Raw genomic sequence first — 21,857 nt, 5'->3', positions numbered from 1 at the left:
GCCGCCTGAGGGGGAGCCGTCGTGGCGGAGGCCGTTCCCTCCGGTGGGAGGCGACGGAAGGTCGAGGCGACGGAGGAAACGCGTTTGCGAACCTGCGCGGCTCAGCAGGAGCTTCGCCCTCCCGGAAACCCCGCCACGTACTCCGACAGCGTTCTGCCGGACGGTCGTTGTTTTGCCGCAACCCCGGTGGGGTTGGTACGGCGTCGATGTCCGAACCCAGGGTAGCCCGCATGGCGGGCAACCCGGGGCTATCGGACGAAACCCCTTCGGGGTAGATGGTCCTGGCGGGTGATCGCCAGCCGATGCCGTTCGTCTTCGGTGTGGCCCGATCTTGGCATGAACACCAGGGCGGCCGCGCCGGCAAAACCGCAAACGGCCCTGCCCGTTCGTCGCACGCTCCCTTCCGGGATATCGGCCTCAGGAGGCTTCGGCCGGCATGTCCACGTTGTGATACACGTCCTGCACGTCGTCACAATCGTTCAGCATCCCCAGGAGCTTGTCGAAGACCACCTGGTCGTCCGCACTCAGCGTCTTCTGCGACTGCGCCAGGAACGTGATCTCCTGCACCTCCAGCTCCACGCCGGGAACCGCCGCCTGCAGCGCGGTCTTGGCCTTATAGAACTCGCTCGGCGGGGTAAAGATCGTCACGTGCCCGTCCTTGGCCTCCACGTCTTCCACGTTGACGTCGGCGTTCAACATCGCCTCGAGGGCCTGGTCCTCGTTGTCCCCCTTGTAGGAGAGGATCGCCACGTGGTCGAACCACAGGGCCGCGGACCCCGCCGCTCCGATCTTGGAGTCGGTCTTGGTGAAGCAGTTGCGGATCTCGGCGATCGTCCGCTGGCTGTTGTCGGTCAGGCAGTCGATGATCACCATCGAGCCCCCCGGTCCATAGCCTTCGTAGCGGGCGGCGACGAAGTCTTCACCCCCGGCGCCGCGGGCCTTCTGGATCGCTTTGTCGATGACGTGGGCCGGAACCTGATCCCGCTTCGCCTTCTCGATCATGCTCCGCAGGGCCGGGTTCCCTTCGGGATCCGGGACGCCGTTCTTGGCGATGACGTACAGCTGCTTCCCGTACCGGGAGTAGAGCTTGGACTTCTGAGCCGCCGTCTTGAAGATCGCGTGCTTGCGATTCTCGAAGTTTCTTCCCATGACAGTTCTCGTTTTCGTCGTGTGGCGGAATCGACGCGGCCTTCGGAGTGCGAGTCCGATGGGGCCGTGCCTCACATCCGGTCAGGCCCGCCCCGGCGAAGTCGGCGCGAGGGCTCAGGGTCTGAGGGGTGTCGATTCTGGTCGCGTGGGGCTCAGGCGACGAACGTCCTTCCATGAGTGGAACGTCAGAGGCCTTGCGGGGTGAATTGGGACGAACGCTTCCGGGCAGTCGGCCAGGAGCGGATTCGCAAGCGTAAGTCTAACGCCCGTCACCCCTCTGGAGCGAGTCCATGCCGCCATCTCGCGGCCTGCGAGCGTGCGTTCGCAGGCGAGCGGTCCGACATGGCGGCCTCACCGGGGCGAGGGGCACCCTGGTGGGGCAAGCAAAGGGGCCTGTATTGTCTTTTTTGACCCCTTCGCCCGCCGGAGGCCCGTGTCGCCAGGAGCCATCGTGGGCATCCGACGCGCGAGCGCGGACCGGTGGGAAGGGGCACTCCGCTGAGTCGCGCTCCCTACTTGAACGCGAAGTCCGCCGGGAACGGCAGGTCGTCGAGCGACTGGAGGCTGAAGAGCTCCAGGAAGCGGGAGGTCGTGTGGTACGTCGGGTCGTCCGGCGCGGCGTCGGAGCGTCGGAGCTCGACGAGCTCGCGGCGGATGAGCTGGCGGACGATGCCGAGGATGTTCTTCCGCTCGGTCGCCTCCAGGTCCGCCTTGCGGACCGGCTGCTGGTAGGCGACGAACGCCAGGACCTCGAGCGCTTCCTGGGAGAGTTTGACCTCTTTGGGGCCGAGGCCGTAGACGCGGTGGCGGACCTTTTCGAACTCCGGACGGAGCTGGAACTGATAGCCCGAGTCCCCCCACTGGATCGAATAGGGGCGGTTCTCGGCGGCGTACTGCGAGTTGAGCTCCTCGACGAGCCCTTCGACCTGCTCGGTCGTGAAGCCGTCTCCGAGGATCTCGACGAGCCGCTTGGTCGTCAGGGCGGAACCTCCGACGAAGAGCAGCGCTTCGAGGACCTGCCGGGACGTCAGCGCCGGCCGCGCCGCTTCGGAGACCGCCGCGTTCTCGACTTCGTCGACCGTTTCGTCATCGAGTGTCGTTCGCGGGAGGTCACTCGGAATGAACGCCTCGGCGTTTCCAGTCGGCAGAGGATCGTCCTCGTCTGTGATCTCGCTGGGAACGAGCGACTCTCCGACGACCGCCTCGGCCGCTTCGGTGATCTCCATCGCGCGGAGGTAGGCCGCTTCGAGCTCATCCTGCGAGACGTCGAAGTTCTCTTCGGTCGAGAGATCCTCCGCCATCGCCTCGGTGTCCGATGGCTCTCCGTCCCCGCTGCGGATCACCGCACGGAAGGGAAGGTCGGCGCTCTCCTGGGGATCCATCGTCATCGTGTTCCGGCCGTCAGCGATTCCGTGTCGAGGTACCAGGTCGGGCGGTTGAAGATCTTGGAGACGACCTGATAGGGGAGAGAACCGGCGGTGTTCCAATCGGGGAACCGCGCCGCTTCGACGCGGCGGGCTTCGGAGAACGGAATCACGCTGCCCCCCTGATAGACGAGTGTCTCACGAACAAAGAAGCCTCCCCAATGGTCGCGGAGGTAGGGGAACGGCGCCGCCCAGGACGCCGGTCGAAACTGGAGCTGGACCTCCTGCGTGATCGTCTGGCTGAGGACGATCTGCTCGTCGCCAACCTCTTCGACGCGGCCCGTCAGGAATCGCGCGGGGGCTCCGTCGTCGCTGATCCGGATCGAGATCCGTTGTCCGGGAGCGATCTCGTCGACGGCAATCGGTTCGCCGTCGATCGCCGGAGGACGGTCGGCGATCCGCTCTTCGACGACCAGCTGCAGGTGAATCGCAAACCACGCGTTGTCGAGCGCGGCTGCGGACCAGGCGGCCGCGGCGAGTGCCAGTTCCTGAAGCATGCGGTGAACCTCCTGTTCACGTCGGCGGGACTCGAGCGCGGAGCGACCTCCGGTCCGAAAACGGCGGGACGTTACCCCGGGGAGGTCCAGGGGGACAAGATCGGTTGAGGACGGGGACGACTCGCCGTCCCGAGCGGCACTTCAGCGAACCAACCGCCGAGGTCCCGAGTCCCATCTAGCGATCCAGATACCAGGCGTTGGGAGGTCCGCCGATGCCGAGCTTCTGAGGCATCTCGCCCAACGCGATCCAGTCCGGAAAGCCGTCCTCGTCGATCCGCCGCACGGCAGCGACCGGAACGACACTCACCCCCTGGTACTCCAACGTGTGCCGCGTCCAATAGGTGCCCCAGTGCTCTCCGATATAAGGAAGCCCCTCGGACCAGGACGGGGAGTGAAACAGCACCTCGACGTCATGGGAAACCGACCGGCTGAGGACGATCCGTTCGTCGACGACCTCCTCGACGCAGCCCATCAGATACTGCGGACGCCCCTCGCGGTCCGCCACCCGGACGGCGATCCGCTGTCCCGGCATGAGATCGCCAACGGGGATCGATTCATCCTCGAGAGATCGCCTGTCTGTGACGACGTGCTCTTCGACGAAACAGTACGCCTCCAGTGCGAACCACGCGTTGTCGAGTGCGGCTGCGGACCAGGCCGCCGCCGCGAGAGCCAGTTCCTGGAGCATGCGTGAACCTCCTGTTCACATTTACTCAGCCTGATCCGGCAGACAGCGGATCGTCCTCTGAGGCGCGGGAAGCGAGCGATCGCCTCGACGGAAAAGTTATCCCAGCCGCAACGAAGGGGACAAGACCGATTGGGCCAGCGGTCGCGGGTCGGCTCCCAGGTGCAGAACCAGCCTGGGGTACTCTTTCCGCAGCTCGGTGTAGGCCGGGACCGTGCCGAACCACTTCGACAGGCGGCGGCGGAAAGCTCGCATCCGCCGGTGCTGCCACGTTGCCAGCAGGAACGCGACTCCGATCAGGCCTGCTCCGGCGGGAAGCCAGAAGAGGCAGGCGAACAAGCCGCCGGTGAAACAGGCCCGGGAGAGCGTGGCGCCCCATTCACCCGGCTCCGAGGGGCGCTGATGGCAACAGGAGTCGCACAGGGTGATCGGCGTCTTCACCACGGTGTCCCGCCCATATTCGCGCGTGGTCGCCCGGACTCCCCACCCCGGCATCCAGAAGAAGAGCCTGGGGGCGAAGAGCAGCCAGATCCAATGAACCTCGTTCGACTCCACGGAGGCCCGCTCGCACTCCGCGACCAGCGGGACTTCCCACTGCGCTGGAGCCGCGCATCCGGCGCATTCCCGCAGCGGGAGTTCTCCGGACCGGAGCCTGGCGGCGATTTCGAACACGGGGTTCGTCGTGGGGACGACGCCGTTCCTCTTTCGCAAGTCGCCGAGGGAGGGGACCCGCACCTCTTCCCGGCACTGGGGACAGGGGAGACGCAGCCCGGCCTGTCCCTCGTGAACCGCCAGCTTCCCTCCGCACGCGCAGTCCAGAACGATTTCCACCGGACGTCCTTCCTCGGCTCCCTCGGTCCATGACCGTGCGGCCGTTCAAAAAGCGACCGCGACCCGACGGCCGATCCAAGCGAAGGTTCGAGAGCCTGGCCCGCTCGACGAGATCAGCGGTCTCCTTGCCATGAGATTCCGCGAACGGGTGTTGGGATATCGCCTGTGGGAGTCCGTTGTCAAATCCGCAGGAACGCCTTGTTGCGGTACAGCCACAGGAGCAGGAGCCAGATCACGAGGAGCTGCGCTCCGCCGAAGAGGAGCGGCTGCCACTCCTCGCCCGCCTTGAGGAACACGTCCGAGCCGAAGTGCCGGACGAGAGCCGTGCCGATGAACCCGAGGAACAGCCAGTCCATGCAGTAGGCGGCGATCGAGTTCATCCCGATCACCCGCAGCGGGAACGACCAGAACGCAAACTTCGCCCAGTCGATCACCATGAAGAAGAAGGTCAGCAGCAGGAAGCACCAGCCGCCGCTGAAGAGGGTCCAGCTCGGCGTCCAGATCTTCTTCACGACCGGACAGATCTGGAAGTGCCCGAGCGCGTAGCCGATCCCCATCATGATCCCGCCGGCGACCAGGAACCACAGGACCTTCCGGCCATTGGTCCGGTCGCTCTTGAGGATCCCCCCGGCGATCAGGCCGAGGATCATCGTTCCCAGCGTCGGGATGAAGCTCAGCGTGCAGTAGCCCCCCTGGTTGACCGTGAAGGGCTCCGGCCGCGGGAAGAGATTCAGGAACCAGCGGTCGAAGTGGGCCGCCAGGTTCGTGTGCTTGTTCCAGTGCGCGGCGAAGCCGGTGAACTGCTGGTAGTCGTTCGGGATGCCGAGCGCCGCGGGGTCGAAGCCCTCTCCGGGGACCGGATACGCCGCGAACGCCCCGAAGTAGCCAACGAGGATGAGCACGAGCAGGATCCACTGGTCGCGCATCGGCCGCAGCGCGATGAGGAAGAGGAACGTGTATCCCAATCCGATCTGCGTGAGCGTGTCCTCGAACGTGAAGTTGGTCATCGGGGAGCGGATCGACCGCAGAAAGATCCCCAGCAGGACCAGCACGACCGACCGCCACAAGGCGTGGAAGACGAGCCGGAACCGCGACTGCGCCAGGGAGGCCCGGCTCAGGAGCGAGAACGGCAGCGCCAGTCCGACAATAAAGGAGAACGACGGCTGGATAAGGTCATGCAGCGTGCAGCCGGTCCAGGCCGCGTGCTTCTGGTGCTGGGCGAGCGTTGCCAGGACCTGGTTCTCGGGGAACTTGGCCGCCACGACTCCCAGGTGCAGGACTTCGGCCAGCATCAGGAACATGACGAAGCCGCGATAGGCGTCGATCGACTTGAGGCGCGGGACCGGCGGGCCGGGGATGGCCGGCGTGGCGGGCGCCGCGCCGGGGGACTTGGCGGCCGGCGGAGCGGTCGGCTTCTTGACGGCCGGGGCGGCGCCGGCGGCCGGCGGGCTCCCCGGGGCCGAGGATGCAGGTGCGGATGAGGAGGGGGAGACGGGGGGCTTTCCGGCCATGGGAGGGAGGATCTTGTAGGTGTCGTCGGGGCGGGACTGAGGGCGCGGGCGGAAAACGTCGGGAGCGTGTGGGGGCAGGGGCGGTGGCGGATCGTTCGAAGCAGCACTGGACATGGTAGTCGGAGACCCGCGAGGGACAGTAGATGAGTTCGCCGCCGCCTCGCGTCCGACCGCTTCCCGCCAAGTTCGGAGGCCGCGAGGCGATGAGAGATATTGGACCACAGAGACCGCAGCAGAGCACAGAGAGAAGCGATGGACGACGGGAAACGGCGCGGTGGAAGCGGCCGTCGCGCGGCTCGATCGGACGATGTCGAGCGATGATGGGATGCGATGCGCGTCGTCTGCGCGCGAGGGCCATGGATCGCATCCGACGTTTGATGAGAGGACGCCTCAGAGACTCTCGGCATCACTCGTGTCGGCGCATGCGCGCTCGCTTCAAGAGGCATGAAGCTGCCAGAACGACATGCTCATCGACAGCGCTTGCGATGTCAGCGAGGCAGCAGCGCGAAGGAGGATGGAAGCATGCGCGCGGAGCGCGGCGCGAAGGTGTGAAGCCTCGCGCGCGGTCTCTCTGCGCGTCTCTCATGCGCTCTGCTCATCGCGCATGATGACCTCATGCGCTGATCGCGCGCGCTCTTCAGCGCGATGAGTCACGCGCGCTGAGCGCATCGCGCGCATCGATGCGCGATGAGCGCGATCAAAGTTGTGTCGTCAATGATCAAAGTGCGGAAAAATGGGTTGCATGACTCAGAGCTTTGCTTACCATGTCGCTCAGGTTTCTGTGGTCGTAAGTCAACGGTTGTGATCGATGATCGAGAACGACACGTGACTCGCGGGCACAGGCGACTCACCAATGGAGGTGAGTCGAACAACAGAAAGTGGACGACAACCGATTTCGCCCGGTAGCAGCGGTTGAAGACCACGAACACGGAACTCTTGGAAGGAGGAGTTACGATGGCCAAGAAAGCAGCAGCGAAGAAGGCAGCCCCGAAGAAGACCGCTCCGAAGAAGGCCGCTAAGAAGGCCGCTCCGAAGAAGGCTGCCAAGAAGTAATCGCCTTACCAGCGATGAGCCAAGCGGCTGGGGTCAAACCCAGCCGCTTCTTTTTTGCGCGGACCTCAAAACCGTGCGTTTTCCTTGGGAAAATCCAAGGCGCCGAGCGGGCGGCGATGCAGCGGCGGATGCCTCCGGACGGCTGTTGACGGGGGCGAATGGAAGGGGCGAAGCGAGGGTCTCGGCAGCGCGCGGAGCGGCCTGGAGACCGCGAGTTCCTCTCTCCCGAAGGGCTTCCTCTGACCTTGCGATTGGGCATTGCGATCGGGCCTCGCGAAGGCGCATGCGGGAGCGAGTCGCGGAGGTGTGATGACCTCTCTTGTTGCCGTTGTCTTCTCCCCGCGAGACAGCGCCGCGCGATGATCACGAGACGCGCGACATGAGGGGGACTCATGCTCTGTCGTCTCGCGCGGGCGATGGACTTCACCGCGCGATATCATCGCGACTGCGATCGGCGGCGCACTCATCACGGCCGCATCGCGCTTCTCTCGTCAGGGTGCCGGCCATGATGACGTGCGCGGAAGTTCTTTCGGAGCTGGAGCGCCTCGGAACGGCGCAGACGAAGAAGACTCTCATGCGGCACGGCGCGCCGGAGCCGCTCTTCGGCGTTCGCATCGGAGACATGCAGCCGCTCCGCAAGCGGATCGGCAAGAGCCGCGGATTGGCGAACGAACTGTTCGCCACCGGGAACTCGGACGCGATGTATCTCGCGGGACTCATCGCCGATGAAGCCGCGATGACGAAGAAGGATCTCGAGGCGTGGCTCAAGGGGGCCACGTGGCACATGGTCAGCGAGTGCACCGTCGCGCCGGTCGCGGCCGAGACGCCGCACGGATGGGCGCTGGGACGGAAGTGGATCGAGTCCCGCAAGGAAGCGGTCGCCGCCACCGGCTGGTCGACGCTCTCCGCGTGCGTCTCGATCGCTCCAAACGAGACGCTCGATACGGAGGAACTCCAGAGCCTCGTCGACCGCGTGGCCGAATCGATTCATTCGCAGGCGAATCGAGTCCGGTACTGCATGAACAGCTTCGTCGCGTGCGTTGGGGTGTACGTTCCCGAACTCACGGACCACGCGCTGGCCGCCGCGAAGTCGATCGGCAAGGTCGAGGTCGACATGGGGGAGACCGAGTGCAAGGTCCCTTCGATCGCCGAGATGATCGGGAAGGTCGAGGCGCGCGGGACGATCGGCAGGAAGAAGAAGCAGGCGCGGTGCTGAACGGGCTGGCGGCGAGCCCACCGCCACCGTTTCGCAGAACCGCTTCACGGCCGATCGTGTCTTCCACGCCGATGAACAGCCCGCCTCCCTCGCTGACGCGTCATTTTCTGTCCGGGGACGCCGCCGCCCGGTATCTCCGGGGACGTCCTTTTGTTCACCCGGTCATTGTCGAGCGGATCCAGCGGATCACCGGACGGGAGCGATTCGGGGCGGTGCTGGATGTCGGCTGCGGCACCGGTCAGTCCTCCCGGGCCGTGGCGGCGGTCGCGACCGAGGTGATCGGCGTCGACCTCTCCGCGGAAATGCTCGGACTCGCGCGGCGGGAGGGATCGATTCCCTACCTCCGCGGTCGTGCCGAGGCGCTCCCTGTGGCGTCCGGGGCCTTTGAGCTCGTGACGACGGGGCTGGCGTTCCACTGGTTCGATCAGCCGCGGTTCCTGGCCGAAAGCCACCGCGTCCTGAAGCCCGGCGGATGGCTGGCGATCTACAACACCGCCTTCGGCGGGCGGGTCCACGATTGTCCGGCGGTCGAGCCGTGGATCCGCGGGACCTATCTCACGCGGTATCCCAGTCCTCCGCGCCGCGCGGCAGCGGCGTCGGTGAGTGCGGGGATCGATGCGGCTGGCTTCGAGGTCGTGGCTTCCGATGCCTTCAGCCACCCGGTGCCGCTGTCAGCGACTCAGCTTGTCGAGTTCCTCATGTCGCAGAGCAACATCACGGCGGCGATCGAGGCGGGGCCAGAGGGGCCGGACGAGATCGCGGCGGGACTGGAGTCGGCGCTGCGGAAACGGATGGGATCGACGACCGGAGAGGTCGAGTTTCAGTCGACGGTGCAGGTCCTGCGGCGCGCGTTTGCCAATGTGGCAGGGTGAAGCACTGTTTCGCCGGTCTGCGCCGACAGAGATTCCGGCGTCCGAAGAGAAGAGGGCGGACCGGTGGACCATGTCCGAGCGCGTCACTGCGCGCTGGCGGTCACGACGTCCTGGGAGCGCTGGACCTGGGCCTTCTCGTAGTCTTCGCGGTAGCGGCGGATCTGCGAGAGGCCCGTCTCGTAGCAATCGCAGTGCGTCGTCCGGATCGCTTCCATGATGAGCTCTTCCGCCCGGTCGTAGTCCTGGCGGTTGGCGGCGGCGATGCCGAGGTTGTAGAGGGCGGCGTGGTTCTGGGGATCGACCTTGAGCGCCTCGTTCCAGTGCTCTTCGGCCTCCCGCCACTTCCCCTTCTCGGCGGCGGTGCAGCCCTGTCGGACTTCGGGGCGGCCGTGGAGCTTCCAGTCGCACGTGGCGAGCTTCACCTGGGCGGTCTGCTTGTGCGGGGTGAGGTGCTGCTCGACGTCGTCGAGGCACTCTTCGACGAGCTTCGCCAGGACGGTGTCCTGCGCGGGGAGTTCCTTCCGTCCCTTGGGCTCGCGGAAGTCGCGGACGACCCGTCCGGAGGCCCGCTCTTCGCCGGTCTTGGCATCGAGGAGCCGGTATTCGACCCCGACTGTGCCGATCATCCAATCGGTCTCGCGTTCCTGGTAGGGCGAGTTGCCGAACATCCGTTCGGGACCGAACCGCCGCGTCGGGAGGACTTCGCCGTTGGCGACCGAGCGGACTTCGCATTCGTAGAGGAAGACGTGCCCGAAGATCAGGCCGTCGACGTGGGTCTTGCGGGCGGCGGCGAGTGCCTGCTGCTCGTATTCGCCGGGGGCTTTCTCGCTGAGCGAGACCTGCGCGACCATCGGCAGGTCGGTGCGGTCGACGATCTGGTAGACGCTTCCCCGCTCGAGCCGCGAGGTGAGGCTGGCGGAGACGACATCGCCGTTCTGGCCGGTGAACGGCATGACGACGACCTGGCCGAGTTCCCGCGAGTCTGCCGAGGCTGGCTGCCAAACCGTGATCCGCGCGGTGTGGGCGCACCCCGTCACCGCGAGAGTCAGCAGCCAGATTGCGGCAACACGAGACATCCTGCCTCCCAGAATGAGTCGTACGACTCGAGACATCCTCCGAATAGGTATCGACGTTCGACAAGGACGGTCGTGAGGATGATCCGCGGAGCGGCAGGAACTGCCGGTGGAGGGCGAGGCGGAAGGCTTGAGGCGGAAGGCGGAAGGTCGAGGGGACAGTTCGGGTGATTGAGGTCGCATCGTCAGGTGGCCGTTCCTCGCCCCGGCTCCGCAGTTCCCGCGGCTTCGCCACGTCCCCTCGACCTTCCGCCTTCAGCCCTCGGTCTTCCGCCTCTCTTCCCCATTGACCTGTTTTTCCGGTTGCCGGTATACCTCGCCCCCTTTTGTCCCTTCGGCTTGCCGGGTCGCTCGACCGTTCAGGGGGAGGCTCTATGACTGCCGCCCATCGATTGTTTCGCCGCGTCGCGTCTGCCGCGGCGGTGCTCGTCTCCTTCGCTTCGGGATCGTCGCTGCCGGCTGATCCGGTGGCGCCCATGCGGGGGATGAGCCTGTTCGATGAGCCGGCGCCGGCGGCACGCGAGTCCGTTCCGCGCGTCAGCAGTCCGTTCTATCAGGCCCCCGGCGATGCGGTCCGACGTCCGGACAGCGCCGCGGGGGCAGGTGTCCCGTCGCAGCCGGCCCAGTCGTCGAACCGGCCGGTCAGTCTCACGACCAACGGCGGGATCGAGATCGATTTTCCGGGACGGTCTACGGTCCCGGTGGCTGGAGAGGCGGCTCTTCCCGCACAGACGGAGCCCGAGGTTGCGAAGCAGTCGGCGGCCGCGGCGGATGTGGTCGACTACGACTCGTTGACCGCGCCGGATCGGCCTTCGTCTCCCCGTCCCCGGAGGGTTGCCGAGCGTGCACCGGAGCCGGCGACGTCCAGTGGTTGGGGGACGGTCGCTTACTATGGCGGGCTGGTTCTGGGGTTGGCGGTGGCGGGTTATGTGGCGGCGTGGGGTGTGCGTCGGCAGACGCTTCCTGCGCGGACGGGTCTTCCTGATGGTCTTCTGGAGCATGTCGGATCGCGGACGCTTGCGCCGCAGACGACGCTGCATATTGTCCGGGTCGGAACGCGGCTGTTGATCCTGGGGCATACGCCGCAGGGTCTTCAGACGCTCAGTGAGATTGATGATCCGGAGCGGGTCAGTCAGTTGATGTCGTTGTCGGAGGTGTCGGGTGGGGAGGCGCGGAATCTGTTCCGCCGGAACCGGTCGACGTCTGGTGGGAATGAGGCATCGGTCGCGCGATCGGGCGTCGATCAGCAGGGTTAGCCAGCTGCCGTCCCATACCGTGTCCAGGGGTACCCTGGTGGGGGATGCAAGGGGCCCTGCGAGGGAGGCGGAAGGGGTTCAGGCTGAAGGCGGAAGGTAGAGCGGCGCAACTCAGGATCATTGGCCCTCATCGGGTCCAGGGACACCCTGGTCAGGGGGTGCAGGGGGCAGAATGCCTCTTGCCCGCCGGAGGCCTGGCCGTCGAGAGATGTCTGAAGGAGTGTGTGTCCAAGCGCGGACAGCGTATCGGATGCCCCCTCACCAACCCGCGGGGATTGCGAAGCGAGCGGTGAGTCCTCATCGCCGGTCCCACAAAGCGGACGTCCGTCGTGTGCCGCGGTTCCTCATGGAAGTGCCTCCGGCGGCAAGGGGGCCTGTGTTGTTTCTTTGGCCCCTTGACCCCAGGCTGCCGTCGCACGTTGGGTTTGAGGTGGCATAGCTGTGCCGGCAAGGACGTGGTTCGAGCAGTGGAACAAAGGTGCGCGTGAGAGTTCTCGCCGGGCGTCTGTTGGAATACGGTGAGCAGCCGCTTCCGTCCTTGGCCTCCTCCGCCTTCATGACCCCCACCGACGACGACCTCCCGACCGCCGACATCGACACCCTCCGCTTCCGGGCCGCCGTCCTCCGCCGCGTCCGCGATACGTTCGACTCCCGCGGCTACTGGGAAGTCCAGACTCCCCTCCTCTCCCGCGATATCTGCGTCGACGCCTGGATCGACCCCTTCGAACTCCCCCGCATCGGCCCCAACGGAGAAAGCTTCTACCTCCAGACGTCCCCCGAGTTCGCCATGAAGCGGCTCCTCGCCGCCGGCGCGGACGCAATCTACGAAGTGACCCGCTCCTTCCGCCGCGGAGAATACGGAGAACGCCACAACCCCGAGTTCACGATGGTCGAGTGGTACCGCATCGGCGACGACCACCATGCGCAGATGGCGTTCACGGAACAGCTCGTCCGAGCTGCGGCCGAACTGCGGCCCGATCGGGCGCGGCGGCTCCCGGACAATCCCTTCCCCAAGCTGGCCTACGACGACGCATTCGAACAGGCGACCGGCGAGCGGGTCCTGGAAGCGGAAACGCCGCAGCTCATAGCGCTGGCGCGACGTCTGGAAATCTCGGTCCCGCAAAGCCTGGCGCCCGACGACCGCGACGGATGGCTGAATCTCATCCTGGCGGAACGGGTCGAGCCCTATCTGCAGACTCTCGGAACGGTCTACCTCTACGACTTCCCCGCTTCGCAGTCAGCCCTGGCGAAAGTGCGGGGAGAGGGGGCCACCGCCGTGGCGGAGCGGTTTGAGCTGTATCTCGACGGCATCGAGATGTGCAACGGCTATCACGAACTTACGGATGCGGACGAGCTGCGCCGACGGATGCAGCGGCAGTCGACCCTGAGAACGCAGTCCGGAAGGGAGACACTTCCGACAGAGAGCCGGCTTCTCAGCGCAATGGCGCGCGGACTCCCACCGTGCTCGGGAGTGGCCTTGGGATTCGACCGACTCCTGATGTGGCTGGTGGGAACAGAACGGCTCGCAAGTGTCACGGCCTTCCCGTTCGGACGGGCTTGAGAACGCGTGCTCTCCCCGTCCGCAGCGTCTCCCGCTTCACTTCGCATGTGCCGGCACCGCTCGCAGGTCCGACTCAGTCCGAGCCGCGAACCGGGGCAGGGCCTTCGGCGCGTCTTCCGCGTCGAGTTCAGAACGCACGATCCGATGGCTCTTGGGAGCATCGATGCAGAGCTTCACGCGGTTCCCCTGAACCTGCGAAACCTTGATGACGATGTCGCCATCGATAATGATCGATTCCCCAGCCTTGCGCGTCAAAACCAGCATGACATCCTCCTTGAACGAGAGCAGAAGCAGGTGGCTCTCTAGCACCCACAGTCCTTCCATGCGTCGGACCGGCATATTGTGCCGATGCATTCCCCGTGCCGCAACATCTTTTCGTGGAACTCACAATCCACGAATTGCAGGATCTGCAACAAGCGTCGTGAATTCCGTATGTTGCGTCAAATCCTTGATTTTGGGATTCCGGGGCCCATTTTTTCTTCGGTCAAAATTTGGTCTCTTCTCGTTCACGCTGATTCAACGCCTGCCACGTATGGATTGGACCTGATGTGTGGGCGGACGCGTGTCGCGCATTCCTGCAGTAGGCGATTCGCTCCAACTTGCAACGTGAAGCAGGGGGTGCGTGCCCGTGAGGGACTGATCTCTGGCCGGTGCCCGTGGAGACTGCTTTCCCCGCAGGGGGCCTCCTATACTTTTGCGGTCAAGCGGAGGTCCCGGTGAGCGATCAGGCGTGCTATGTGGGCATCGATATTGGCGGAACGACGATCAAGGCCGGGGTGGTCTCCGCGGACGGCACGGTTCTGACGAACACGATCTATCCGGTCTGCCTGGACTGCGGTCGGGACGAAGGGCTGATCCACCTTTACGCGATCATTGACCGGATCATCGCCGAGAGCCGCTCGCGGGAGCGGATCGCCGGGATCGGGCTCGCCGCTCCGGGAACGATGGATATCCCGGCCGGGGTTATTTTCCATCCGTTCAATCTTCCCGGGTGGGACAACCTCCCCATTGTTCAGCTCGTCAGCGAGCGGTTCGGGCTTCCGGCGGTGCTGCAGAATGATGCCAATGCCGCCGCGATGGGAGAGGCGTGGCTGGGGCGGGCCCGCGGGGTCGACAGCGTGATGTTCTGGACCCTCGGCACGGGGATCGGTGGCGGGATCGTTTTGAACGGCCGGGTGTGGGAGGGGGCGCATTCGCATGCGGCGGAATGCGGTCACATGATTATCCAGCAGGAGGGGGGGCCGCGGTCGGAGTTCGGGATCCATGGCTCGCTGGAGCTGTATGCCGGGGCGCGGGGGCTTCTCCGTCGTTGTCGGGAGGCGCTGGCGTCGGGCGCCCGGTCGACGTTGCGGGATCGTGAAGCGGGTGGGGAGACGATCACGCCGATCATCATTGCGGATGAGGCGAAGCAGGGGGATGAGCTGGCGGACAGGCTGATTATGGAGACGGCCCGGTATCTGGCGATCGGGACGGTGAACATCATGCACATTCTCAACCCGGCGATGGTGTTGTTTGGCGGGGCGATGACGTTTGACCAGCATGGGAGCGAGTTGGGTCGGCGGTTCCTGGCGAAGGTGAAGGAAGAGGTGAAGGCGCGGGCGTTCCCGATTCCGGCGGAGCGGACGATCATTGATTACGCCGTTCTGGGGGGGGATGCGGGGTTCATTGGGGCCGCGGCGTGTGCGATGAAGGCGTTCTCGTAGGCGCGAACACCGTCCTTGCCGGCAGAGCGCTGATAGCTCAAACCCAACGTGCGACGGCAGCCTGGGGTCAAGGGGGTCTCACCCCCTTGCCGCCGGAGGCATTTTCGTAGCGTAACCGTGGGACACAACGGGCGTCCGCTTTGTGGTATCGGCGTTGAAGATTCCACGCTCGCTCCGCACTCCCCGCGGGTTGGTGAGGGGGCATCCGACACGGTGTTCGCGCTTGGACACGCACTCCTTCTGACATCTCTCGACGAGACGGCCTCCGGCGGGCAAAGGGCCAGAAAAACAACACAGGCCCCTCTGCACTCCCCACCAGGGTGCCCCTGGACCCGGTGAAGAGGGGGAGGCTGAGGCTGAGCGCAGACCTGCGGTGGATGACTCCCTAACCTTCTCCTCACCCCGTCGCCAACGCTTCGGGCCCATCTGAGTTCCCGCACACCCCCTCCTTCGCGCCGGAGCCAGCCATGAACGGGTCGCCCCCCCGCCAACAAGCCCCAGCCCGCCTGTGGACACTCCTCGCCGGACTGGCCGCCCTCCTCGCCAGCCCCCTTCCCTCAGCCCGCGCCGAGACCTACCGCATCGGCCCCGCCGAGACCCGGACCTCACTCGCCCAAGTCCCCTGGGACCGCCTCCTCCCAGGCGACATCGTCGAAATCGTCGCCCGCCCCGAACCGTACCGGAACAAATTCGTCCTCTGCCGCCGTGGAACCCAGGCGGAGCCCATCATCATCCGCGGCATCCTCGGACCCAACGGCGAACGCCCGATCCTCGACGGCGAGAACGCCGTCACACCCCCGGGACTCAACTTCTGGAGCGAAAAACGCGGCGTCATCAAGATCGGCGGCGCCAACCACCCCGACGACACGATGCCCGCCTGGATCACCATCGAAAACCTGGAAATCACGAACGCCCGCCACGACGTCTTCTTCCTCGGCCGCGACGGGCTCACGGAGTACGCCGGCAACGCCTCCGCGATCTACGTCGAGAAAGGGGAGAACCTCGTCTTCCGCAACTGCCGCTTCCACCACTGCGGCAACGGCTTCCTCTCCAGCCACGACACCAAGTCGATCCTCGTCGAAGGCTGCCACATCCACGACAACGGCGTCGCCGGCAGCATCCTCGAACACAACTCCTACACCGAAACCGAAGGGATCACGTTCCAGACCTGCCGCTTCGGCCCGCTCGTCAAAGGGGCGGGCGGGACCGCACTCAAGGACCGCTCCGCCGGACTCGTCGTCCGCTACAACTGGATCGAAGGGGGGAACCGGCAGCTCGACCTCGTCGATGCCCAGGAAGGGGAACACCTCCGCGGCAAGGCGGAGTACGACTCGGCGTTTGTCTACGGGAACGTCCTCGTCGAGTACGAGGGGAAGGACAACAACCAGATCGTCCACTTTGGCGGCGACAGCGGGATCCCGGCCAACAACCGCCAAGGACCGCTCTGGTTCTGCAACAACACCGTCGTCTCCTTCCGCAAGGAGAAGACCTGCCTGTTCCGGCTCTCGACGAACCGCCAGCGGGTCGAGGCTCAGAACAACATCGTCTACGTCGAGGCCGAAGGACGGATGCTCTCGATCCTCGATGAGACCGGGGACGCCCACCTCCAGGGGAACTGGTTCAAGGAGGGCTGGAAGAAGTGCCACGGCGATATTCAGGGGAGTGTGACCGACAACGACACGCTGATCGGCAAGAAGGGGACGGAGGCCGCAACCGATCCCGGCTTCGTCAACCTCGCGGGACTCGACTTCCGCCTTCGTGCCAACGCCGCGGCCCGCCAGCCGCGCCCGGCGACCGGCCTTCCCTCGCCGCACGTCCTGACGATCGAACCGCCCACGCCGACTCGCCCGGCACAGCGGCGTCCGGCGGAGACGGTCCTGTTCCCCGGGGCGTTCGGCAGCGTTCCCTGACCCGGGGGCCGGGTTGATTCTCCGCTGCCCCGGCCGCAGAGTGATGGCCAATGCGGCGTCGGCAGCGCCACCGGAACCGGTGAACGTCATGCGGCTCTCCTATCTTCTCGAAGGCGATTGCCGGACGCACTACGACGACGTCGCGTCGCGCATCGCCGCGTTCGCGAGCGAGACCGCGAGGCAGAGCGAGTGGCTCTTTCACGCCCACGATCTCGGCCGACTGGCGGGCCTGGCCTATGCACTCGCCTCCCCGCTGACGGAATGCCGCAGCGCCCTCGAGAAGTCGGTGCCCGCCTATCGCGAAGTCTTCTCCCGTCGCGGTACGTCGCACTACTTCCGCACGCCGTACAAGGACGGCAAGCCGCTCCCGGAAGAGACGGTCGTTGAGGATGGCTACACCTCCCGCGACAGCTTTCAGGCGGTCCTGACGAGCCTGGTCGTTCAAGGCCTGCCCGAGACTCGGGCGCTCGTCACCCTGGCGGGATCGAAGCCGGGAGCCTCGCTCGTCGCTCCCCAGTCGGAAGTCTGCACGACCAATGAGCAGACGATCTCGGAAGCGCTGAATGCCCTTGTACAGGAGGATCGCAAGCGGGCCGCCGGAGAGGCCCGCAAGCTCGAGGTCCGCAAGGGATCGCAGCTGGACAAGCAGACCGCCGCGACGATCGTGACAATCGCCACCGGCGGGGATGCCGCGGGAGAGATCGAGACGCTGCTCGCCTTCCACACCAGGATGGCCAGGGCCCGCGACCGCTGGACCGACTGCAGCACGTACCTGTGCCTGCCGGCCCTGGGACTGGCGAGCCTGGCGATCCAGCTTGGCGAACTCGATCCGTCTGATCTCGATGCCGAAGCTCTCTATGCGCCGACTGCCCTTCTGCGGCCCGCCTGAAACGTCACGCGAGAACCCCCGACATGCCGTCCACGCAGATCCGCCGCCACATCCATGCTCCCCGCGCCGCCGTCTATCGGGCCCTGATCGATCGCGAGGCGATCGCCCGATGGAAAGTGCCGCTTGGAATGACCTGCCACGTCCACGTGTTTGAGCCGTGGGAGGGAGGTGCGTACCGGATCTCCCTGACCTACGACGCTCCGACCGGCACCGGCAAGACGACATCGCACACCGATACCTACCATGGCCGGTTCGCGAAGCTGGTCCCGAATGAGCAGGTCGTCGAAGTCACGGAGTTCGAGACGGACAACCCGGCGATGCAGGGAGCGATGACCGTCACGATGACGCTCTCCGATGTCGACGGCGGTACGGAACTCTTCGCGGTCCACGACAACGTTCCGACGGGAGTCTCCCCCGCCGACAACGAACTGGGCTGGCGGGAATCTCTCGGAAAGCTGGCGGCGTTCGTCGAACGCGGAGGAAACGCTCCCGCCTCGAGCTGATGCATCGTGCTGTTCGGCCGCTCCGAAAGAGATTTCGCTTCGTGACGCCGTGGGGGCGGCAGTAAGATGAATCCACGGATCGTCGGCCCAGGTCTTCTCCCTCTCCGGAACCTGATCTCGTGAACGCGCCTCTCCGCCCGCTTCGCTGTCATCCCGCGCTGTTGCCGCTGCTGAGTCTCGCGGCCTTCTGGGTTCTTCCGTTCTCTCCGCTTCTTTCGATGGCCGCGGTCTCGCAGACCCGCGAGACGAAGGGGACGCCCCGGACGCTGGCGGTCGCCGGTGCGCTCCTCTGCTCCGCTTACACAATCGGGCTCGCCGCATGGCTCGTCGTCCGGTACGTCTCGCTCCCCGGCCAATAGGGCTCCTCCGCGCCGCCCGATGGCTCCGCGGAACTCGGCGCCTTGTGGGAGCCGACGCCATGACCGATCCGTCCGCCAACACCAGGATCCTCGGGCAGCATCTCGACGGTGAGACGATCGACCTCGTCCGGGGACGCTTTGTCGACTACGTCTCGCACGGTTCCACGCTGACGCGGTGCCGTCTCGTTCTCCACGGACCGGCCCGCGGCGTGGTCTTTCACGAAGGGACGTTCATCGACTGCGAGTTCGTCTTTCGAAAGCCGTTCAAAGGCTTCTCGTGGAGCCACACCGTCCTCCGCGGATGCCGCTTCGTGGGGGAGATCGACAACTGCCAGTTCGGTCCCCGCGGCCTTCCCGCCTCCCGCGGCGCGCCCGGTGCCGTGGAGCGGTGCGACTTCTCCCAGGCGAAGCTCGGATGGTGCGAGTTCTACGGCTGCGACGTCGACGGCCTCCGGTTTCCGGGCTGGCCGACCTTCATCGTGCGGTCTCCGCTCGAGCACCAGAGCGAGTGGATGAGCATTCCGTTCCCGGAGTCCTACGCCGCCGTCGAGCAGAAGATGATCGGAGGTCTCGTCCCCGATATGGACGTCACCGGTCTCGCGGCGGTGAGTCAGAACGCGGTCGCGATTTCCAGGCAGCACGGGGTCTCCGTCGACTCCCTTCGGACGCTCCTCGGCAGGCACTCCTTCCTATCGACCTGAGTCCGACTCCCCGTCGGCACATTGAACACGTTTCGAAGGGGTGGAAGTCCTCTTTTGCGGATCCCCCTTGCCGCCCGCGTCAAAAATAGACACACTGTCTGTAGTTTCCAGGGAGCTCCGACATGATGAGCCGGATCGAGTGGGCGATGGCAGTGCTGATCGGCGGGATCCTGATCCGCTCCGCGGCGGCGGAACCGGCCGCGGGGGCGCTCCTGCATCTGCATACCCGGGAGGCGGAGTCGTACCGCATGTTCCTCGACAAGGAACAGACCCGGCCGCTTGAGCTGCGGACGAAGCCGATCTTCAGTTGGACGAACCAGGCGAGTCAGAAGCAGCAGCACGGGCATCTGTTCGTCTGGACCGCCGAGGGCCGGCCCGAGGCCATCGGCACGATCTTCTCGATTGCCGCCGATCAGCCGGGGCGGCGGGCCCTGATCCACGAGTTTCACACGCTCTCGCCCCGTCGGCTCTATCCGGTGACGCCGACGAACAGTCAGTACAAGTGGGCTCCCGAGGCAGGAATCGTCCTCAGTTCATGTGAAGAGGCTCCTGCTCCGGCCGAGACTGCTTCCGCGCGATTGACGCAGATGCGGCAGCTGGCGCGGCGTTTCTCTGCGGAGAGCCGGAACGGCGAAGGGCAGGTGTGGGAGCTGCGGCTGCTGCCGACGCCCCTCTTTCAGTACCAGCCGGAGAAGGGCCCGATCCGTCAGGGAGCCCTCTTTGCGATGGTGAGCTCGGCCGGAACGGACCCGGAGGCGATTCTCCTGATCGAGCTGAGGACGATGCCGGATGTCGGCGGCGGGTCCCCCTGGCAGGCGGCGGCGCTGCGGTTCTCCGACCGGGACCTCATTGTCCGGTACAACGACAAGCCGCTCTGGTCGTCACTCGATGACCCGCAGCGGAAGGTGGAGATCAAAAACAACTACACGCTGCTTCAGACGCCGGACAAGACCTACACCTGTTACCGCGCCCGGACGATCGACGAGCTTCCGGACGAGAAGCCGGCCGATCGACCGTGAGTCTCCCATCGGACCGCTGTTCGCGAGTGCGGGAGTCTCGCGAGCAGGACTCTCCCGCCACCCCGCCGCTCCCCTTCCCCCTTTTCTCCTCCCGTTGTTCGACGTCAGATGTCATGGGCAATTGCAGCAGCAAAGAACGGAAGCGTCTCGAAGAGGCGCGCTGGCGATCGCAGACGGACGCGGCCGAGTGGAGTCGAGCCTGTTCTGAACCGCGGCGAATTGATCATTCGCTGTTTGCCGTCGGGCTCGGGATGCGGCGGCTTCAGATCGTGGTCTGTCCCTCCTTCGAGCCGGGACGCGCCTGGGAAGTCCGCCAGAGCGGTGACTGGGCGCTGTACGCGTCTGCCGTGGTCTCAGAGGAGTGGGAGCCGCAGCTGATCGGCTACGACCGGGTCTCCTTCTCCTCCGAGCGACTGGCCGGATTGTTCGGGGATCTCATCTCCACAAGCCTCCCGCTGGCGCCGGATCTCAGCGGCGGAGGGGGACTTGATGGAACGCGGTACCAGCTTGCGGTCTACGGGGATCTCTCCTCGGAGTGGCGTCTGCAGTGGTGGTCGAAGTGGCCCGCTCCGTGGAACCCGGTGGTCGAACGGACCCTGGCGATGGACCGCGAGTTCGCGGCGGCGCGGGCCTCTCGCGGCTCACAGACCGATTCCGTACGGTGAGTCCGGCCGGTTCGCGCCGCATCGCCGCGCCGGACCGGTCGACCGGTCCGGGGGGAAGAGGGATCGCATGCGTGTCGGGAACCTGACTCTTCCGGTGCGTCTGGTGGCGTTGATCGAGGCCGGGGTCTGGCCACGGACGCTGGACGAAACGAACTGGCAGAACAGCCATCCTCTTGCGTCGCCGGATCTTGTCCAGCGGCTGGTTCCCGTGGAATCGACGATCTTTTTCTGGCCTCCACCGTTCTCGACGATCGCGAAGGTCGTGGCCGATCCGGGGGAGACCTTCTACCGCAAATACGGCGCGCTCGAGCAGATCCAACCCGCGGCCTGCATTGGGATCGGGGACTTCGGATTGGGGTCCGACTCTCCCATCCTACTCGACTACAGCCGGAACCCGACCGCGCCGCGCATGCTGCGGCTCAAGTGGTCGGCACACGACGGACCGAATGAGTGGGTGGAGATGGCGGCGACCTTCGACGAGTTCGCCGACCGGCTGCAGCTTGGAGCGGGTCGGTCTGTACGGCCACAATGAGCCGACGACTCCCGAACGGAGCTACCTCGTGCGGCATATTCCGGAAACCAGCTTATGGATCGGCAATGCGGGCGACCTGCGGGCCCCGCATGTCCTCTATGAGGTGGAAGTTGAGATCATCATCGATCTGGCGGATAACGAGCCGATTCCATCGCTGCCGCGCGACCTCGTTTACTGTCGGATCCCGCTCTCGGATGATGCCGGCAATCCTCCCTGGCGGCTGGACCTTGCCGTCAGGACGGTTGTGCAGGGACTGGAGGCCAACCGACGTTGCCTTGTGTGCTGCAGCGCCGGAATGAGCCGATCGGTGGCCGTCGGTGCCGCGGCGCTCGCCGAAGTCGGCTCGGTCTCCTTTGAGGCCGCGCTGAAGCGGATCGCCGAGGTGGGGCCGTGCGACGTGTCTCCGGCACTCGCCCTGTCGATTCAGAGTCAGCTGCGCGGCGACTGAGGG

At 65.7% G+C, this 21,857-nt stretch carries 22 protein-coding genes; 14 read left to right on the top strand and 8 right to left on the bottom strand.

The features are described 5' to 3' along the window. Positions 1-417 precede the first annotated feature (417 nt). From VT03_RS13925 to VT03_RS13900, 6 genes are all read right to left on the bottom strand, one after another. Entirely contained in the window at positions 418-1,149 is a 732-nt protein-coding gene (locus VT03_RS13925; RefSeq protein WP_075093531.1) for a YebC/PmpR family DNA-binding transcriptional regulator, read from the bottom strand. A gap of 512 nt (positions 1,150-1,661) precedes the next feature. Beyond that, positions 1,662-2,537, bottom strand: coding sequence for an SMC-Scp complex subunit ScpB (locus tag VT03_RS13920; protein WP_075093530.1), 876 nt, complete (start codon positions 2,535-2,537; stop codon positions 1,662-1,664). Next, positions 2,534-3,070: a hypothetical protein gene (locus VT03_RS13915; protein ID WP_075093529.1), complete on the bottom strand. Its 537-nt coding sequence runs from the start codon at positions 3,068-3,070 to the stop codon at positions 2,534-2,536. The genes VT03_RS13920 and VT03_RS13915 overlap by 4 nt, the downstream gene beginning before the upstream one ends. A 175-nt stretch (positions 3,071-3,245) precedes the next feature. Then, positions 3,246-3,755: a hypothetical protein gene (locus tag VT03_RS13910; RefSeq protein WP_075093528.1), complete on the bottom strand. Its 510-nt coding sequence runs from the start codon at positions 3,753-3,755 to the stop codon at positions 3,246-3,248. 96 nt (positions 3,756-3,851) lie between these two features. Beyond that, positions 3,852-4,583 (bottom strand): hypothetical protein, encoded by a 732-nt coding sequence (locus VT03_RS13905; RefSeq protein ID WP_075093527.1) that lies wholly within the window; start codon positions 4,581-4,583, stop codon positions 3,852-3,854. Positions 4,584-4,762: 179 nt separating this feature from the next. Next, entirely contained in the window at positions 4,763-6,094 is a 1,332-nt protein-coding gene (locus tag VT03_RS13900; protein WP_197489322.1) for an acyltransferase family protein, read from the bottom strand. Positions 6,095-7,655: 1,561 nt separating this feature from the next. On the opposite strand from VT03_RS13900, the gene VT03_RS13895 reads away from it, so the two are divergent. Together VT03_RS13895 and VT03_RS13890 are read left to right on the top strand one after the other, a co-directional pair. Continuing rightward, on the top strand, positions 7,656-8,363 hold the full coding sequence (locus tag VT03_RS13895) for a DNA alkylation repair protein (RefSeq protein WP_075097114.1): 708 nt from the start codon (positions 7,656-7,658) through the stop codon (positions 8,361-8,363). 71 nt (positions 8,364-8,434) lie between these two features. Continuing rightward, positions 8,435-9,235, top strand: a complete 801-nt coding sequence (locus VT03_RS13890) for a class I SAM-dependent methyltransferase (protein WP_075093526.1) — start codon at positions 8,435-8,437, stop codon at positions 9,233-9,235. 83 nt (positions 9,236-9,318) lie between these two features. Here the strand turns inward: VT03_RS13890 and VT03_RS13885 are convergent, their stop codons facing one another. Then, positions 9,319-10,311, bottom strand: a complete 993-nt coding sequence (locus VT03_RS13885; RefSeq protein ID WP_075093525.1) for a tetratricopeptide repeat protein — start codon at positions 10,309-10,311, stop codon at positions 9,319-9,321. Between the two features lie 371 nt (positions 10,312-10,682). On the opposite strand from VT03_RS13885, the gene VT03_RS13880 reads away from it, so the two are divergent. Both VT03_RS13880 and epmA read left to right on the top strand, forming a co-directional pair. Continuing rightward, on the top strand, positions 10,683-11,564 hold the full coding sequence (locus VT03_RS13880) for a flagellar biosynthetic protein FliO (RefSeq protein WP_082846194.1): 882 nt from the start codon (positions 10,683-10,685) through the stop codon (positions 11,562-11,564). A 484-nt stretch (positions 11,565-12,048) separates the two neighbouring features. Then, positions 12,049-13,125, top strand: a complete 1,077-nt coding sequence (gene epmA / locus VT03_RS13875) for an EF-P lysine aminoacylase EpmA (RefSeq protein WP_231870657.1) — start codon at positions 12,049-12,051, stop codon at positions 13,123-13,125. Between the two features lie 36 nt (positions 13,126-13,161). Here epmA and VT03_RS13870 read toward each other — a convergent pair whose 3' ends face one another. Continuing rightward, positions 13,162-13,389, bottom strand: coding sequence for a carbon storage regulator (locus VT03_RS13870; protein ID WP_075097112.1), 228 nt, complete (start codon positions 13,387-13,389; stop codon positions 13,162-13,164). A 452-nt stretch (positions 13,390-13,841) separates the two neighbouring features. Between VT03_RS13870 and VT03_RS13865 the strand changes: the two genes are divergently transcribed. The 10 genes from VT03_RS13865 (at position 13,842) to VT03_RS13820 (ending at position 21,854) form a co-directional block, all read left to right on the top strand. Then, positions 13,842-14,828 (top strand): ROK family protein, encoded by a 987-nt coding sequence (locus VT03_RS13865; protein ID WP_075093523.1) that lies wholly within the window; start codon positions 13,842-13,844, stop codon positions 14,826-14,828. Positions 14,829-15,295: 467 nt separating this feature from the next. Continuing rightward, complete coding sequence (locus VT03_RS13860) at positions 15,296-16,738, top strand: right-handed parallel beta-helix repeat-containing protein (protein ID WP_075093522.1); 1,443 nt, start codon at positions 15,296-15,298, stop codon at positions 16,736-16,738. An 88-nt stretch (positions 16,739-16,826) separates the two neighbouring features. Then, positions 16,827-17,627, top strand: coding sequence for a hypothetical protein (locus tag VT03_RS13855; protein WP_075093521.1), 801 nt, complete (start codon positions 16,827-16,829; stop codon positions 17,625-17,627). 23 nt (positions 17,628-17,650) lie between these two features. Beyond that, on the top strand, positions 17,651-18,130 hold the full coding sequence (locus tag VT03_RS13850; RefSeq protein WP_075093520.1) for an SRPBCC family protein: 480 nt from the start codon (positions 17,651-17,653) through the stop codon (positions 18,128-18,130). A 119-nt stretch (positions 18,131-18,249) separates the two neighbouring features. Continuing rightward, entirely contained in the window at positions 18,250-18,489 is a 240-nt protein-coding gene (locus VT03_RS13845; RefSeq protein WP_075093519.1) for a hypothetical protein, read from the top strand. A gap of 59 nt (positions 18,490-18,548) precedes the next feature. Further along, positions 18,549-19,190: a hypothetical protein gene (locus VT03_RS13840; protein ID WP_075093518.1), complete on the top strand. Its 642-nt coding sequence runs from the start codon at positions 18,549-18,551 to the stop codon at positions 19,188-19,190. Positions 19,191-19,312: 122 nt separating this feature from the next. Then, positions 19,313-20,209, top strand: coding sequence for a hypothetical protein (locus VT03_RS13835; RefSeq protein WP_075093517.1), 897 nt, complete (start codon positions 19,313-19,315; stop codon positions 20,207-20,209). A gap of 113 nt (positions 20,210-20,322) precedes the next feature. Next, positions 20,323-20,874, top strand: coding sequence for a hypothetical protein (locus tag VT03_RS13830; RefSeq protein WP_075093516.1), 552 nt, complete (start codon positions 20,323-20,325; stop codon positions 20,872-20,874). A gap of 67 nt (positions 20,875-20,941) precedes the next feature. Further along, the gene (locus VT03_RS13825; RefSeq protein ID WP_075093515.1) at positions 20,942-21,406 is read left to right on the top strand and encodes a hypothetical protein; all 465 of its coding nucleotides are present in this window, start codon (positions 20,942-20,944) and stop codon (positions 21,404-21,406) included. A gap of 28 nt (positions 21,407-21,434) precedes the next feature. After that, positions 21,435-21,854 carry a dual specificity protein phosphatase family protein gene (locus VT03_RS13820; protein WP_075097111.1) on the top strand — a complete coding sequence of 140 codons (420 nt, stop codon included), beginning with the start codon at positions 21,435-21,437 and terminating at the stop codon, positions 21,852-21,854. The last annotated feature ends 3 nt before the right edge of the window (positions 21,855-21,857 follow it).

This window comes from Planctomyces sp. SH-PL14 (assembly GCF_001610835.1).
GTDB lineage: Bacteria > Planctomycetota > Planctomycetia > Planctomycetales > Planctomycetaceae > Planctomyces_A.
Note: the sequence above shows the minus strand (reverse complement) of the source record. Positions and strands in the feature narration are given on the sequence as shown.